At 72.9% G+C, this 14,037-nt stretch carries 15 protein-coding genes, 1 tRNA gene and 1 pseudogene; 7 read left to right on the forward strand and 10 right to left on the reverse strand.

Annotated elements, in window-relative coordinates; translation table 11 throughout:
• Positions 1-4 precede the first annotated feature (4 nt).
• Positions 5-586, reverse strand: a complete 582-nt coding sequence (locus tag ACFV5N_RS01640; protein ID WP_385592563.1) for a TMEM165/GDT1 family protein — start codon at positions 584-586, stop codon at positions 5-7.
• A 226-nt stretch (positions 587-812) separates the two neighbouring features.
• Positions 813-1,427, reverse strand: a complete 615-nt coding sequence (locus tag ACFV5N_RS01645) for a superoxide dismutase family protein (RefSeq protein WP_385592564.1) — start codon at positions 1,425-1,427, stop codon at positions 813-815.
• Positions 1,428-1,671: 244 nt separating this feature from the next.
• Here ACFV5N_RS01645 and ACFV5N_RS01650 point away from each other — a divergent pair, with 244 nt between their 5' ends.
• Positions 1,672-2,307, forward strand: a complete 636-nt coding sequence (locus ACFV5N_RS01650; protein ID WP_385592566.1) for a DedA family protein — start codon at positions 1,672-1,674, stop codon at positions 2,305-2,307.
• Positions 2,308-2,310: 3 nt separating this feature from the next.
• Here ACFV5N_RS01650 and ACFV5N_RS01655 read toward each other — a convergent pair whose 3' ends face one another.
• Together ACFV5N_RS01655 and ACFV5N_RS01660 are read right to left on the reverse strand one after the other, a co-directional pair.
• Positions 2,311-3,129, reverse strand: a complete 819-nt coding sequence (locus ACFV5N_RS01655) for an SAM-dependent methyltransferase (RefSeq protein ID WP_385592567.1) — start codon at positions 3,127-3,129, stop codon at positions 2,311-2,313.
• A 99-nt stretch (positions 3,130-3,228) separates the two neighbouring features.
• Positions 3,229-3,318, reverse strand: a pseudogene (locus ACFV5N_RS01660) (CGNR zinc finger domain-containing protein); the annotation flags it as partial.
• A 197-nt stretch (positions 3,319-3,515) separates the two neighbouring features.
• Here ACFV5N_RS01660 and ACFV5N_RS01665 point away from each other — a divergent pair.
• Positions 3,516-3,689 (forward strand): hypothetical protein, encoded by a 174-nt coding sequence (locus ACFV5N_RS01665; protein WP_385592569.1) that lies wholly within the window; start codon positions 3,516-3,518, stop codon positions 3,687-3,689.
• A 67-nt stretch (positions 3,690-3,756) separates the two neighbouring features.
• Here the strand turns inward: ACFV5N_RS01665 and ACFV5N_RS01670 are convergent, their stop codons facing one another.
• Positions 3,757-4,635, reverse strand: coding sequence for an SDR family oxidoreductase (locus ACFV5N_RS01670; RefSeq protein ID WP_385592571.1), 879 nt, complete (start codon positions 4,633-4,635; stop codon positions 3,757-3,759).
• Positions 4,636-4,706: 71 nt separating this feature from the next.
• On the opposite strand from ACFV5N_RS01670, the gene ACFV5N_RS01675 reads away from it, so the two are divergent.
• Complete coding sequence (locus ACFV5N_RS01675) at positions 4,707-5,285, forward strand: TetR/AcrR family transcriptional regulator (protein WP_385592573.1); 579 nt, start codon at positions 4,707-4,709, stop codon at positions 5,283-5,285.
• 277 nt (positions 5,286-5,562) lie between these two features.
• On the opposite strand, the gene ACFV5N_RS01680 is transcribed toward ACFV5N_RS01675, so the two are convergent.
• A complete protein-coding gene (locus ACFV5N_RS01680; protein ID WP_385592575.1) occupies positions 5,563-6,189 on the reverse strand; it encodes a hypothetical protein in 627 nt (208 codons plus the stop codon).
• Between the two features lie 57 nt (positions 6,190-6,246).
• A tRNA-Val gene (locus tag ACFV5N_RS01685) sits at positions 6,247-6,318 on the reverse strand.
• Between the two features lie 143 nt (positions 6,319-6,461).
• Here ACFV5N_RS01685 and ACFV5N_RS01690 point away from each other — a divergent pair.
• The 4 genes from ACFV5N_RS01690 (at position 6,462) to ACFV5N_RS01705 (ending at position 9,566) form a co-directional block, all read left to right on the forward strand.
• Positions 6,462-7,229 carry a DUF4097 domain-containing protein gene (locus ACFV5N_RS01690; protein WP_385592577.1) on the forward strand — a complete coding sequence of 256 codons (768 nt, stop codon included), beginning with the start codon at positions 6,462-6,464 and terminating at the stop codon, positions 7,227-7,229.
• Between the two features lie 69 nt (positions 7,230-7,298).
• Positions 7,299-8,642 (forward strand): hypothetical protein, encoded by a 1,344-nt coding sequence (locus ACFV5N_RS01695; protein ID WP_385592579.1) that lies wholly within the window; start codon positions 7,299-7,301, stop codon positions 8,640-8,642.
• Between the two features lie 26 nt (positions 8,643-8,668).
• Positions 8,669-8,902, forward strand: a complete 234-nt coding sequence (locus ACFV5N_RS01700; RefSeq protein WP_385592581.1) for a zinc ribbon domain-containing protein — start codon at positions 8,669-8,671, stop codon at positions 8,900-8,902.
• A gap of 31 nt (positions 8,903-8,933) precedes the next feature.
• Positions 8,934-9,566 (forward strand): DUF4383 domain-containing protein, encoded by a 633-nt coding sequence (locus ACFV5N_RS01705; protein WP_385592583.1) that lies wholly within the window; start codon positions 8,934-8,936, stop codon positions 9,564-9,566.
• Here ACFV5N_RS01705 and ACFV5N_RS01710 read toward each other — a convergent pair.
• The 3 genes from ACFV5N_RS01710 to ACFV5N_RS01720 are packed head-to-tail and all read right to left on the reverse strand — an operon-like array spanning position 9,511 to position 13,930.
• Entirely contained in the window at positions 9,511-10,338 is an 828-nt protein-coding gene (locus ACFV5N_RS01710) for an HAD family hydrolase (protein WP_385592584.1), read from the reverse strand. The genes ACFV5N_RS01705 and ACFV5N_RS01710 overlap by 56 nt on opposite strands.
• Positions 10,335-12,755: a phosphoribosyltransferase gene (locus ACFV5N_RS01715; RefSeq protein WP_385592586.1), complete on the reverse strand. Its 2,421-nt coding sequence runs from the start codon at positions 12,753-12,755 to the stop codon at positions 10,335-10,337. The genes ACFV5N_RS01710 and ACFV5N_RS01715 overlap by 4 nt, the downstream gene beginning before the upstream one ends.
• The gene (locus ACFV5N_RS01720) at positions 12,752-13,930 is read right to left on the reverse strand and encodes an HpcH/HpaI aldolase/citrate lyase family protein (RefSeq protein ID WP_385592588.1); all 1,179 of its coding nucleotides are present in this window, start codon (positions 13,928-13,930) and stop codon (positions 12,752-12,754) included. Before ACFV5N_RS01720 ends, ACFV5N_RS01715 begins: the two co-directional genes overlap by 4 nt.
• Between the last annotated feature and the right edge of the window lie 107 nt (positions 13,931-14,037).

Here is a 14,037-nt window from a genome sequence, read left to right on the forward strand (position 1 = left end):
GCACTCAGCCGACGATGGCCTCGTAGAAGCTCCACACCGCCAGCGCCAGCATCACGCAGGCGGCGATCCGCGTGATCAGCCGCATCGGCACCCGCTTCAGCAGCGCCCGGCCGCCCAGGATGCCGATGCCGGCCACCGCGCACAGCGCCGCGAACGCGCCGACACCGACCGACAGCCAGTCGTCGTACCGGGCCGCCAGGTTGGCGGTCATGATCTGGGTCAGATCGCCGAACTCGGCGACCAGGATGAGGGTGAAGCCCGAGCCGGCGACCTTCCAGAAGGACGCGCTCGACGGCTCCTTGATCTCCTCGTCCTCCTCCCCCTTGCTGCGCAGCAGATAGATGGCGCCGCCCAGGAACAGGGCGCCCACCACCGCCTGGAGCGGACGCTGCGGCAGCAGGGTGAGGACGGAGCCGGCCGCCACCGCGAGCACCACGTGCAGGGCGAAGGCGGCGGCGACCCCGGCGAAGACGTACGAGGCTCGGAAGCGGGTGCCGAGCAGCAGACCGGCGAGCGCGGTCTTGTCCGGCAGTTCGGCCAGGAAGATGACGCCGAAGACCACGGCGGCGGTGGAGAGACTGAACACGGTATTCCTCGTGATGAAAAGGGACGGACCGGACCGGCCGTGCCGAGGAATCCGCGAGAGGAGCGCACACTTCGGCCCGGCAGCGTCCAGGACACTGCTGGCCGAAGGTCTCGCTGGCGGACGCCAAAACGTCCGCTCCGGGCGCCGGGCCCCGCGAGAGGCCAGTATGTCGACGGTCCGGCGAAGAGCTACTCCCCTTCAGACCCCACCACTGTACGCGACACCATCAGTCCGTGAACCCGACCGTGAGGCACGCCACCCTGCCGCCCGCGTCACCGCCGTGCCCGGTGGCGTGCTCGTGGATCACCACGGAGTTGGCCTCGCCCGGCCGGAACACCCACTGCTGACGGGAGAGCGCCGTGCCGCGCCCGGCCGAGTCGGCGGTGAAGTCGAGCCACACCTCGTTGCGCGGGTTCGCCGGCTCCGGCCCGTCCGCCGGGTCGTTCCGGTAGTGCGGCCCGGAGTCGGCCGGGTCGTCCCCGCAGGGCAGTTCGTGCACGTGCGCGCCGAACGCGTGGCCCGGCTGCACGCCGCGCACCTCCAGTTCCACCGTCATCGTCCCGCCGCTCACCCGCTGGATCACCTGGATCCGGGCCCCGGCGGGCACCAGTTCCTCGTCGTAGGTCACCGCGTCGCCGGGCGCAGGGTCGCCGGGCGGGACGGCATAGCCCCACGCGCGCAGCCAGTGCGCGCCCTCGGCGCGGCCCAGCCCGTGCGCGACGCCCGTACCCGCCAGCACCGCCGCCATCGCCGGGGCCAGCAGCCGTACCGCCGCCCGCGCCGCCGGCCCTCGTCCCGGCCGCCCGCGCCCGGCTCCGCTCCCGGTGTTCCGCACCCTCATCCCGCTCTCCTCACGCCACTGCACAGAGCCCCTCACCTGGGGCGTTTCCTCACGATGCCCGCACCCCGGACCGCGGTCGCGCCCCACGCACCCGCGTGCACCGGCCGGATGACGCGGGCGTACGCTGTACGGCGGTACGTGTACGCACGCCATGGGGAACGACCGTGCACAGGAATGCGTCACTATCGAGAACATCGGCGGACGGCTGACGCGGCCCAGCGGCTGCTCGGGGAGCGGGGAACACGTGTCGGAGACCTTGGGGGTGCTGCTCTACGCCCCGTGGATCTACCTGGTCGTGGTGCTCTTCATCCTGCTCGACGTGTTCCTCCCGGTCCTGCCCAGCGGCGCCGTCGTCGTCACGGCCGCCACCATCGCCGGCGGTGCCGCGATCGACGTGGCGGGGCTGCCCGCCCCCAACCCGGGTTCCCATCTGCCGCAGCTGGCGCTGCTGATGCTCTGCGCGGCCACCGCCTCGTTCCTCGGCGATCTGTGCGCCTACCGGCTGGCCATGCACGGCGGGCGGCGCTTCGACACCGCCATCGCGCGTTCGCGCCGGCTGTCCACCGCCCAGCAGCGGCTCGGTTCCGCGCTGGCCAGGGGCGGCGGGCCGCTGGTGGTGCTGGCCCGCTTCGCCCCGGCCGGACGGGCCGTGGTCTCGATCGGCGCGGGAGCCACCCGGCGCCGCCCCAAGGACTTCCTGCCGTGGTCGGCGCTGGCCGCCGTGGTGTGGACCTGCTACAGCGTCGGCGTCGGCTACATCGGCGGCCAGATCCTGGGCGCCAGCTGGTTCAGCACCGGCCTGTCCCTGCTGGCCCTGGTGGTGGCCGGCGCGGTCGCCGTCCGCCTGCTGCGCCCGGCGCCCGCCCCGGCGGCGGTCTGAGGCTCAGGCGAGCCGTCCCACTCCCCCGTACCAGGACACGTCCGCGTGGTCGGGGCGCTCCGCCTCGGGGACGTCCGAGCGCCAGTCGGAGACGACCTGCACGCCGGGCTCGATGAGGTCGAGACCGTCGAAGAACTCGGTGAACCGGGCCTTGTCGCGCAGGGTCAGCGGTACGCCCTGGGCGCGATAGGCGCGCTGGACGCCCATGGCCGCCTCGGGGGCGATGTCGGCGGTGGCGTGCGACAGGATGAAGTGGCTGCCGGGCGGGACGGCGTCGCGCAGGGTGCGGACGATGGCCTCCGGCTTCTCTTCGTCGCCGACGAAGTGCAGTACGGCCACGGCGAGGACGCCCACCGGCTCGTCGAAGTCGATCAGTTCGCGGGTGCGCGGGTGGTCGAGGACGGCGCCCGGATCGCGGACGTCGCCCTGGATGACGGCGGTTCGCCGGTCCTGGGCGAGCATGGCGCTGCCGTACACGAGGACGATCGGATCGTTGTCGACGTAGACGACGTGCGTGGTCGGGTCGTGCCGCTGGGCGACCTGGTGCACGTTCTCGGCGGTGGGCAGCCCGGAACCGAGGTCGATGAACTGCCGTATCCCCGTCTCACGCACCAGGTACTGGACGGCGCGGCCGAGGAACTTGCGGTTCTCGCGGGCGGCGGTGCGCAGCAGCGGGAAGGCGGTCAGGGCCTTCTCTGCGGCTTCGCCGTCCACGGTGTAGTGGTCCTTGCCACCCAGCAGATAGTCGTACATCCGGGCCGCGTGCGGCTGGTCGGTACGGAGATCGATCGGACCGCCGCTCTCGTCGTTGAGGTGGGACACTCCGGTTCCTCACTCCCCTTGCTTGTCGGTCAACTCCGAGCAGACTAACGGCGCTTGTGTCCCAGGAGTTTGCGGGCCATTCGAAGGAAACGCGAAGGTTCACCGGACGCGCCGCCGGTGCGCGGCGACGCGCTCGCGCGAGGCGCAGGCCGGGGAGCGGTAACGGCGGGGGCTGCCGGGGCCGGTGCCGCCCTGTACCTCCGGCTCCGGCGCGGGTCCGCTGTGACGTGAGAGCCCTCCACAGCGCCCTGACGCCCCCGGACCTATCCGTGCCCCCGACCTCGAAGCCCGGTTCCGGGGGGTCCAGCCGGAGCTGAGCCGCCTCACGGCGCGGCCTCGCCCACCTCTGCCTGGGCCATCGCCGTTCCGCCTGGCACCATCGACCTGTGATTGCCGACATCGTCGCCGACACGCAGGGGACCCCGGTCCTGGTGTTCGTCGCCGCGCCGCTGCTCGTCCTCGCCCTGCTCCTCGCCGCTCCGTTCGTCATCGGAGGGATCGCCGGTCTCCTGCGACAGCACCGTTCCGGGCGGGCACCATCTCCCGGTGACCGCGGCTGATGTCGTCGTCGGGGTCCGGGGGCTCCCCTGCCGCTTCTTGATATCCCCTCACCGCTGGGGCGATTGATCACGCGCTGTGCGGTTTGGGGTAATGGGGGCGGAGGTTGGCGGCAAGCATGCGGTCGAGTGCCTTGTCGGAGAGGATCCGTGACAGGCGGGTGAGTACGGCCGCGTCGCGCCCGATGGTGTACCGGGTGCGCGGGCGCCGCGCGGTCGCGGCCTTGGCGATGACCAGGGCGGCGGCCTCGGCGGACAGTCCGGAGTCGGTGAACGATGTCGCCTGGTTGATGATCGCCTGGAGCAGTCCGCCGTAGCGGCTGCGCTGGGTCGGCGACAACGTGGCCATGGTGTCGTTCGCCCGCTCGATGCCGTGGCCGGTCATCTCGGTCTTCACCCCGCCGGGCTCGACGACCACGACCTGCACGCCGTGAGGCGCCAGCTCCCGCCGCAGGGAGTCGCTCATCGCTTCCATGGCGAACTTCGCGGCGGCGTAGGCGCCGTAGGTCGGCATCGCGACCCGGCCCCCGATGGAGCTGATGTTCACCACGCGGCCGCCGCTGGCGTGCAGCGCGGGCAGGACGGCCTTGGTCACCGCGACGTGCCCGAAGAAGTTCACGTCGAACTGCCGTTGCCACTGCTCCATCGACAGCACCTCGACCGGCGCGTTGATGGCGATGCCGGCGTTGTTGATCACTGCGCGAAGCGGGCGTCCTGCCGGGTCGTCGGCGATGCGCTGGGAGACCGAGGCGATCTGTTCGGGGTCGGTGATGTCCAGCAGCACCGGCTCCAGTCCCGCGCTCCGCAGTGTGTCGGCGTCGGACTGGCGCCGGACGCTTGCCAGGACGTGAAAGCCGCGGCGGGCAAGCTCACGGGCGGTCGCGGCACCCATGCCGGTCGACGCGCCAGTGATCAGGATCATCTCGGAGTGCTCATGTGACGTTGTCATACGAGTGACGATACCGACTCGTGTGACATTGTCAAACGAGTCGTGTGACGGTGTCACGTAACATGGGAGGCATGGTCAGCCGATCGGAAAGTGCCGCAGCCACCCGGCGAGCGCTGGTCGAAGCTGCCGCCGATCTGCTGGACGAGGGCGGGCCCGGCGCGGTGACCCTGCGCGCCGTGGGGACCAGGGCGGACGTGTCTCGCGGGGCGCCGTACGGACATTTTCCGGACAAGGAGCACCTGCTCGCCGCGGTCGCGGCCAGGAGCTGGGGTCAGGTCGGCGAAGGTCTCGACGCACTCATCGCGGCGGACCATCTGACGCCGCCCGAGCGCCTGGCCCGCGCACTGGCCGACCTGATGGACCTCGGTCGGCGGCGCCCACACACCTACGCGTTGATGTTCGGCGCGCCATCGACTGCCTCCAGCGAAGCGATCGCTGCGGTGTCACGCACGCACGACCAGTTCCTTTCGATCGTCTCGGGCACCCTCGCGGATCCGGAGCGCGCCCGGCCGGTCGGTGCGATGTTGCTGACCAGCGTGCACGGCATCATCAGCTTCGAGAACGGCGGCCTCCTGGAAACCAAGAAGTGGCACGTTACCGGCGACCAGCTTGTCGAGATGATCATACGAACCGCAACCGCACCTCAATGAGCGGTGCGCAACCTGACGTCACCGGTCACCGGTCACCGGTCACCGGTCACGGGTCACGGGTCCGATCCGAAGGGCGTGGCCATGGCGTGGATCATCGCCCAACAGCCAAGAGGGTCCAGGCAGATCCGCGAAGGGCGGCCTCTCCACCGGACCCGTCGACGGACTGCTCGGAACCGAGAGCCGTAAAGACCTCCAGACCGTCCCGATGCGCTACGGGGAGCACCCCGGCCCCCTCGACGGCGTCGCTGGCCAGGAGACCCATGGCGCGGGCGGCGCGTCACCGACGCCCTTCCGCCCCTCTGACGCCGACACCGGACACCTGCTGTGACCCCGGCCGGGCCGGGGGACCGCCGTCGTCGATCGGTTCGTACGGCTCCGGGAGTATCACCGCCATCGCCACCGCGGCGACGAGCAGTCCCGCCGGTGCCGCCGCCGTCCAGCCGAGGGCCATCGTGCCGAGCATCAGGGGAGCCGTGGCGCTCAGGGCGACCAGTGCCGTCCGGCGTACGGATCCGCCCGCGGCCCATTCGTCCCGCAGCGGACCGTCCGGCCGCCACAGCAGCCACTCGCCCACGATGCCGGCCACCGCCGCGAACAGCAGGAACGGCAGCGGCGGTTGCACGGTGAACGACGTCTGGGCGCCGTCGGACCGCGCCAGTTCGACCAGGCCCACCACCGATACGACCGGACCGGCCAGCGCGAACACGCCACCGAGCAGCCGTACTCCGCGCGTCCCCATGACCGGCCGGCGGTTCCGGGAGCCGACCATCATCGTCCGCTCCGAGATCATCACGAACCGCTCCGCCGAGCCCCGGAAGTCGGTCGCCAGGACCGCCCCCAGCAGGCCCGCGCCCAGCCCCCACAGCACGCTGAAGAGTCCACCCTGGCCCACGACGCCCCCCACGCACAGAAACACCCTGTCCCCCGGGCGGGGGACAGGGCACGGTCCGGTGTACGGAAGTGGGTGCAGACGGGTTCGAACCGCCGACATCCGCCTTGTAAGGGCGGCGCTCTACCGCTGAGCTATGCACCCGCGGGACCTGCAACAGCGTACATGCCCCGCCGGGTGGGGCCAGCCATACCCCGCGTCCACCGGCCAGCAGGATTACCTGGTGGGGACCGCGTTCCTAGCGTGGTGGGTGTCGGGAATCCGCACCATCCACCGGGGGCCGAGCCGTGCGCCGTACCTTTGTCCACTCCGCCGTTCTCACCGCCGCGGCCGTCGTCCTGGCGGCCGGGCTGAGCGGGTGTTCCACGCAGACGCACGACGGGGCGGCCGAGCACGCCACCTTCGGGGTCACCGGCGACACCCTCACCGTCGAGTCCGGCGACGCCGACGTCACGCTGGTGCCCGATCCGGAGCTGGCGGGGGAGATCGCCGTGACCCGCTGGTTCACCGCCGGGAAGGTGTTCGGCACCACCGACATCGGCTGGGAGATGGCCGGTGACACCCTCACCCTGCGGGTGGAGTGTTCGGGGTTCGTCACCTCCTGCGACGCCCCGCACGAGATCGCGGTCCCGGCCGACCTCGCCGTCACCGTGCGCGGCGTCAACGGGCACATCGAGGCCGCCGGGTTCACCGCCCCGCTGGACCTCTCCTCGCACAACGGGAACATCACCGTCGAGGACAGCGGCACCGGCGACCTGCGGCTCTCCTCGCACAACGGGACGATCACCGCCACCGGTCTGGACACCCCCCGGCTCCGCGCCGACACCCACAACGGCGGCATCGCGCTCGGCCTGGCCGGCGTCCCCGAAGAGGTCGAGGTCACCTCCCACAACGGCGCGGTCCGGCTGACCGTCCCCGCCGGGACCGCCTACCGCGTCGACACGGACACCGACAACGGCTCCGTCGACGTCGACGTCCCGCGGGACGAGGCCGCCGGGGCCCGGATCTCCGTCAGCACCCGCAACGGCGGCATATCCGTGCACGGCTCCGACTGACCTGGCCATGTTCCCGCCCGGCTCCTGGTGAAAGAATGACCACCAGTCGTGGAGTGGGGAGAGTGCACAGTGAGGGCGACGCGCACCGCCAGGGAACTTGCCGGGATCGCGCTGCTGCCCCTGGCGCTGCTGCCCGCCGTCGCGCTCGCCCTCCCCGGGGCGTTCACCGGCGGCGGGGTACGGCGCTGGGGCCGGGGCCGGGTGGAGGATCTGCGGGCCGAGGCCCAGGCCGCCCAGGACGAGACGGCCGCCGCGTTCTACGAACTCGACACGGCCCAGCGCGAACTGCGCATCACGGTCGAGACCATCACCGCCGCCGCCGACGACTCCCGGCAGGCGCCCCGGGTGGCGCACGACTTCGCCGCGTTCGGCGAGCGCATCGACCAGGTCAGCCACGAGTACATCCGCACCGTCGACGTCCACGACCTCGACAGCGAGAGCCTGGACGCCGGCGCCGCCTCCCGCGCCCGGCACGACTTCGTGCGGGTCAGGGACGAGCTGCGCCGCACCAAGGCCGATCTGGACACCTTCGGCCAGAGCCTGGCCCCGCTGCTGGAGCGCGCCGAGAACCAGCTGCGGCAGGTCGCCCCCGCCGTCGAGAGCGCCAAGCGGGCGCTGCGGGACGCCACCACCGCCCTGGACGCGGTACGCGAGGCCCGGCTCGCCGCCGATGAGCTGGCCGCCGCGCTGGCCGCGCTCGGCCCCGAGCTGCGGCTGCTGAACGAGGGCCCGGCCCAGCACGGCATCCAGCCGACCGTCCGGCGGGCCGAGGACGTACGGCGGCGGGCCGAGGCGATCACCGCCGAGGCCGGGCAGCTGCCGCGCCGGGCGGCCGGGATCGACAAGCGGCTGGCGTCGCTGCGCACCCGGGCGCAGGCGATCACCACCCGGGCCGGGCAGGTGGAGCCGGTGCTCAGCGAGCTGCGCCGCCGGTTCAGCGCGGCCTGCTGGCAGGACCTCCAGCGGGTGCCCGAGCAGGCGGCGGCCTCGGTGCGGGAGGCGGAGAGCGCGCTGGGCGAAGCGCAGCGGGCGCGCGACGCGCAGCGCTGGGACGACGCGACGGCCCGTCTCGCGGAAGTGCAGACGCTGCTGGGCCGCACCGACGAGGCGGTGTCGGCGGCCGGTGAGCGGCTGCGCCGGCTGAACGAGGTGTCGTTCGACCCGTCGAAGGAGGCCGACCGGGCCCGGTTCGCCATCCGGGACGGGCAGCGGCTGGCGATGAGCGGCCGGCAGATCCCCGATCCGCGGCACGCCGGGCCGCTGGACGCGGCGGTGGAGCGGCTGGACCGGGCGGTGGCCGCGCTGGAGGCGGGGGGCCGCAACCCCGACTACTGGCTGTTCCTGACCGAGACCGAGGCGGTACGGGGCATGGTGGCGGCCGTCGTGGAGGACATCCGGCAGGGGAGGTCCTGACCGGCGGACCCGGCTACCCTGGGCCCATGCCGCGTTACGAGTACCGCTGCCGCAGCTGCGGCGACCAGTTCGAGCTGAGCCGGCCGATGGCGCGGTCGGCCGATCCGGCCCGCTGCCCGGCCGGGCACGAGGATTCCGTGAAGCTGCTGTCCACGGTGGCGGTGGGCGGCGGCGCCGCCTCCCGGGGGCCCGCGCCGGCCCCGCGGGCCGCCGGCGGAGGGGGCGGCGGGGGCTGCTGCGGAGGCGGCTGCTGCGGTTGATCCGTCCGCTTTCGGGGGCCATGCTGGTGATATGGCCATCCATACGCATTCACGTGATCGGATACCCGAAGTCGGTCTGCGGGGCCTTTTCCAGCGGGCCCGGCTCGACGAACATCTGCCGGCCGACCACCGGCTGAGCGTCGTCTACCGGATCGGCGCCGGACTGGTCGGCGTCGCGCTGATCGTCTTCGGCGTCTTCGGGGTGATCCAGCGCCTCGGTTTCTTCTCCACCGGCGACAACACGGTCGCCGGTCTCAACAGCAACGGCGCGCTCAGCTGGCTGTCCATCGTGGTGGGCCTGCTGCTGTTCGCCGGCATGATCAAGGGCGGCAACTTCGCGTCCTCCCTCAATCTGACGGTGGGCGTGCTGTTCGTGCTGAGCGGCTTCTACAACCTGGCCGTCCTGGAAACCGGCGCCAACTTCCTGGCGTTCCGGATCCAGAACGTCCTCTTCAGCTTCGTGGTGGGGCTGATCCTGATGTGCTTCGGCATGTACGGGCGGGTCAGCGGCCGGCTGCCGCACGACAACCCGTACTGGCGGGCCCGCCACCCCGAGCAGGCCGCCGAGGAGGACCGGCGGCGCGACGCCGCCGTCCGCCGTCAGCGGCTCAGCCGCGGCGAGCGTGCGCCACGAACGCCCGGAGGATCTCCTCCCCGCAGCTGACGCCCCGGTCCGCGAGCGCCGTGATGTGCGGGGCGCTCCACCCGGTGTCGGCGAGTTCGCCGTGCCCCGGGCGCCAGCCCCGGTCCGCCGCGAGCAGCAGATCGGCGTCCAGCAGGGAGTCGCCGGCGGCCAGGACCGTACCGGCCCCGGTGCGGCGCGCGATCTCGGCGACGGCCGCCGACTTGGTCAGCGGCCGCGGCACCGCGTACAGCTTGCGGCCCTGGAGGGAGACCGTCCAGCCGCGCGGCTCGGCCCAGTCGGCGAGTTCCTTGGTCCAGGTGTCGGGCAGCAGGGCGCGTTCGACGACGAGGTAGGTGAACAGTTCCTCGGCGTCCCGTACCTTCAGCAGCCAGCGCGGGGCGGCGGTGCGCCGCATGTGGTCCTGGATCTCGGCCATGGGGGCGCACTCGGCGGCCAGGGTGCGCCGTACCGAGGCGTGCCAGTCGCGGTCGGTCTCGCCGTCGACGAGGAGATGGCCGCCGTTGGCGCAGATCGCGTACCGGGCGGGCGGCCCCGGCAGGTTGATGCGCCGGTACTGCTTGCGGGTGCGGGTGGTGGTGGGGACGAAGACGGTGTGCGGGGAGCCGGCCAGCCCGGCGAGGAGCCCGGCGGCGGTCTCGGTCAGGAACGACTGCGGCTTGCCCTCGTGCACCTCGACGCACAGCAGCCGCGGGGCTTTGGCGTCGGGCAGGCCGAGGGCGAGGGCGGCGGCCGAGTAGATGAGGGTCCGGTCGAGGTCGCTGGCGACGAGGACGGGTGCCGAGGCGGTCAACGTGCTGCCCTTCCGTCGGCACCGGTGGCGCCCTTGGTGTACCGGGGGTGGATCAGTCCGACGCAACTGTAGGGGAGGTCGTCCCGCTCCTCGACGGGGACGCCGCGCTGCTCGGCGAGCAGCCGGATGTGGTCGAGGTCGGCGCCGACGCCGCGCCGGGTGAGCACCCGCCAGGGGACACGGCGCAGCAGGACGCGGGTGGTCTCGCCGACGCCCGGTTTGACGAGGTTGACGTCGCCGATGCCGTACGCGTCGCTGAGGCGTTCCACGGCCCGCCTGCCCTCCCAGGTAGGGGTGCGGTCGGCGGCGAGCAGGGCGGGGACGGCGGCGGCCACCTCGTCTCCCACGGCGGGGAAGTGGGCGGTGACGGCGTCGAGGAAGCGGGCGGACTGGTCTGCGTGGGCGAGTTCGGCGTAGTGCTTGGCGCCGTGGAAGTCGTGCGGGCCGATCAGGTCGGCGCGCAGCACGGTGCGCGATATGAGGCCGGAGACGGTGGAGTTGAGGCAGGCGGAGGGGATGAGGAAGTCCTCGCGGGTGCCGTAGACGGACACGCAGCCGCCGGGGTCGGCGAGGACGGCGAGGGAGGGGTCGAAGCCGGGGAACGGGGCGAGGGCCGCTTCGAGTTCGCGGGTGATGGCGCCCTTGCCGGTCCAGGCGTCGACGAACACCACGTCGGCCGGGTCGTGGTGGGCGGCGAGCCAGCGCAGGGCGGTGGTGTCGATGCCCCGGCCGCGCACGATGGACACGGCGTAGTGCGGGAGCCGGAGGCCGTGGGCGTGCTGGGCCCAGCGGCGTATGAGGATGCCGACGGGGGTGCCGGCGCGGGCGAGGGAGGCCAGGACGGGGCGGGGCCGGCCGGCCAGCACCAGTTCGGTGACGGTGCCGACGGCGGCGGCGATGCGGCGGGCGGAGGCGTCCAGCGCGGTGTGGAAGAGCCGCTGGTAGGCGTCGCTGGGCTGGTATTCGACGGGGAGCGATTCGGCGTAGTGGGCGCCGCCGCTCTGGATGGCTTCCTCGCGTTCCTCGGTGGGTGCCTCCAGCGGGACGTCGGTGAGGTCCTTGAGCAGCCAGGCGACCTCGTCGGGGGCGTAGGAGGAGAAGGCGGGTCCGCGCAGCGGCGGGGCGGCGGCGGGGACGGTGGCCAGCACGACGTGCGGGGTGCGTGCGGCGAGCCGGGCGAGGAGGCCGCCGGGCGCGTGCAGGGCGGGGCGGTCGGCGGGGGTGTCGGTGATCACCACGACGGCGTCCCACGCACCGGGGCCGCCGATGTTGTAGGCGTAGCGCGGTCCGGGGCCGTCGGCGGGGTCGTCGTGGGCGGGGAAGACGAGGCGGGAGCGGATGGCGTACCCGGGGTCGTCGACGGGGAGGACGGGCGAGCGGGTGGTGGAGGAGAACCGCACCTCGGGCCCGTCCCCGGCGGCGGACATCTCCGTCTCCAGGGCGGCGGCCAGCCGCAGCGGGACGTACAGGAACTCCTCGGTGCCGAGTACCAGGACGCGGCGGGCGCCGGGCGGGAGGGCGGCGGCCAGTTGCCGGGCGAGGCCGGGCAGGGCGGTGTCGAGGCGGGCGCGGTGGGCCGGGGTGAAGCCGTGCCGGCCGCCTTCGGGGAGGGCGGCCGGCCAGTCCAGCGGGGCGCGGTGGACGGTGCCCGGTGCGGTGCCGGGTGCGGCAGCGGCGTCCGGCTGCGGTGCGTCCGGGCCGTCCGGGCCGTCCAGTGCGGCGACCAGGGCCCGGCCGCGTTCCAGCACGTCCGCCGGGAGGACCACCTCCCCGGCCGCGAGGGAGACGACCTCCACCGTGGCGCCGAGCGAGGCCGCGAACTTCTCCAGCGCGGCCCGGTCCTCCTCGGTCCGCAGATCGGCCAGCGCGGCCACCACGTACCGGGTGCGCGGGTGCAGCCGGTGCAGCGCGGTGAGGGTGTTGCGCACGGTGCGGCCGGTGGAGAGTTCGTCGTCCACCAGCACCAGCGCGCCGTCGGCCGACAGCAGCGCCGGATCGGCGGGCAGCACGAGATGCCCGGTGTGGTGGCTGTGCTCCTCCTCGAACGCCACCTCGGCGACGCCCGGGACGGCGCGCCGCGTGGAGTGCAGGCAGGTGACGCCGCCCGCGCCGCCGCCGATGCCGTCGGCGACGCAGTGCCCGAGCCCGGTGGCGGTCTCCGCGTAGCCGAGCACGACGGCCACCGGCTCCCCGGCCCCGAGCACCTGCCGTACCCGACGGCCCAGTTCGTAGCCGGCCCCGTACACCACGCCGGGGCGCTGCGGCACATGCTTGCCGAGGATCCGGGACACCAGCAGGTGGGCCCGTTTGGGGTTGCGCCGCACGGCGAGCCCCAGGTGTTCGCGGGCGGTGTCGCCGCGCAGGGTGACGCCGAGCCGCCGGGTCACCCAGTCACCGTTCCAGACCGTGTCGTTCATTCCGTGTGCTCCCCCTCCATGCCGGCGGCCAGCAGATCGACGAAGTCGACGCCGTCCCGGGCCACGCCGAACACCTCGGCGCGGCGGATCGTCCGCTCCGCCCAGGCGCGGTGCGGCTTCACCTCGTTCATCTTGTTGGTGTAGGCGGAGCGCAGGACGCCGCCGCCGTGCGGCCCGGTGCGCAGGATGTCGGCCGCGTCGCTGAACTCCTCGTGCGTGACGACGGACAGCGCGTGCACCGGGGCGACGTGGGAGGGGTGGATGCAGGTCTTGCCCAGCAGGCCGTTGGCCTGGTCGAGTTCGATCTCCTGGAGCAGGCCGTCCATGTTGTGCTCGATGAGCGAGGCGCGCAGCCCTTCGGCGCGCCCGCTGAACGGGCTGCGGCGCAGCTGCGGTTTGAACATGCGCTCCTGGGCGCGGAAGTACTCCCACACCGGGCCGGAGACGGTGAAGCCGGTGCCGTCGGCGCGGCCGAAGACGTTGACGACGTCCGCGATGACGGAGGCGACCAGGTGCACGTCGTAGGCGGTCATGTCCGGGGTGCGGCGCAGGCCGTAGGCGGAGCAGAAGTCGGTGACGCCGAGCCGGACGGCGGGTATGCGCTCGCGGTATTTGTCGAGGACGCGGGCGGCGGCGGCCAGGCGCTCGGCGCGGGATTCGAGGTGGAGCAGTTCGGGGGATTCGAGGATGGGCATGGCCAGCAGCCGCCGGCCGCTCATCACCTCGGCGCCGGTGAGGGCTTCCAGGAAGGCGGGCCCGGCGTCGGCGGTGAACTTGGGCAGCACGTACCCGGCCAGCAGCCGTACCGCCGTACCGAGCCGGCTGGTGAGGCCGGTGATCTGCTCGGGTGTGCGGACCCGTATGAACAGCATCGGCAGTTGGTCGTCGGCGCCTTCGCGCTCCAGCCTGGCGAACTGGCGCACCAGGTTCTCCTCGGCGCCGGGAACTTCGGCGTCGCTGATGGAGTCCTCAAGGCACAGGACCATCGAGATGACCCCGGCGGCCTGCTGTTTGCGGATGTCGGTGGCGAGCCGGGGCCGGGTGGCCGGGCTGTAGAGCGTGGCTCCCAGGGCCATGCCGAGGGTGCGCACGGAGGAGTTCAGGCTGAATTCGGCCGGCTCCTGATGGAACAGGACGCGACGTTGCGCAGCCGATAGGTGCCCATAATGCCGCATATTTCACCCCGGACGGTCGATGTTCCCGGGCACCCCGTCGGCAGCACCGGATCTCGGCCATCGTAAGCGCGCCGTTGTTTCGCCAGTGTGGCGGCAGGCAGGATTTC

This window comes from Streptomyces sp. NPDC059853, assembly GCF_042731495.1.
Classification (GTDB): Bacteria; Actinomycetota; Actinomycetes; order Streptomycetales; family Streptomycetaceae; genus Streptomyces.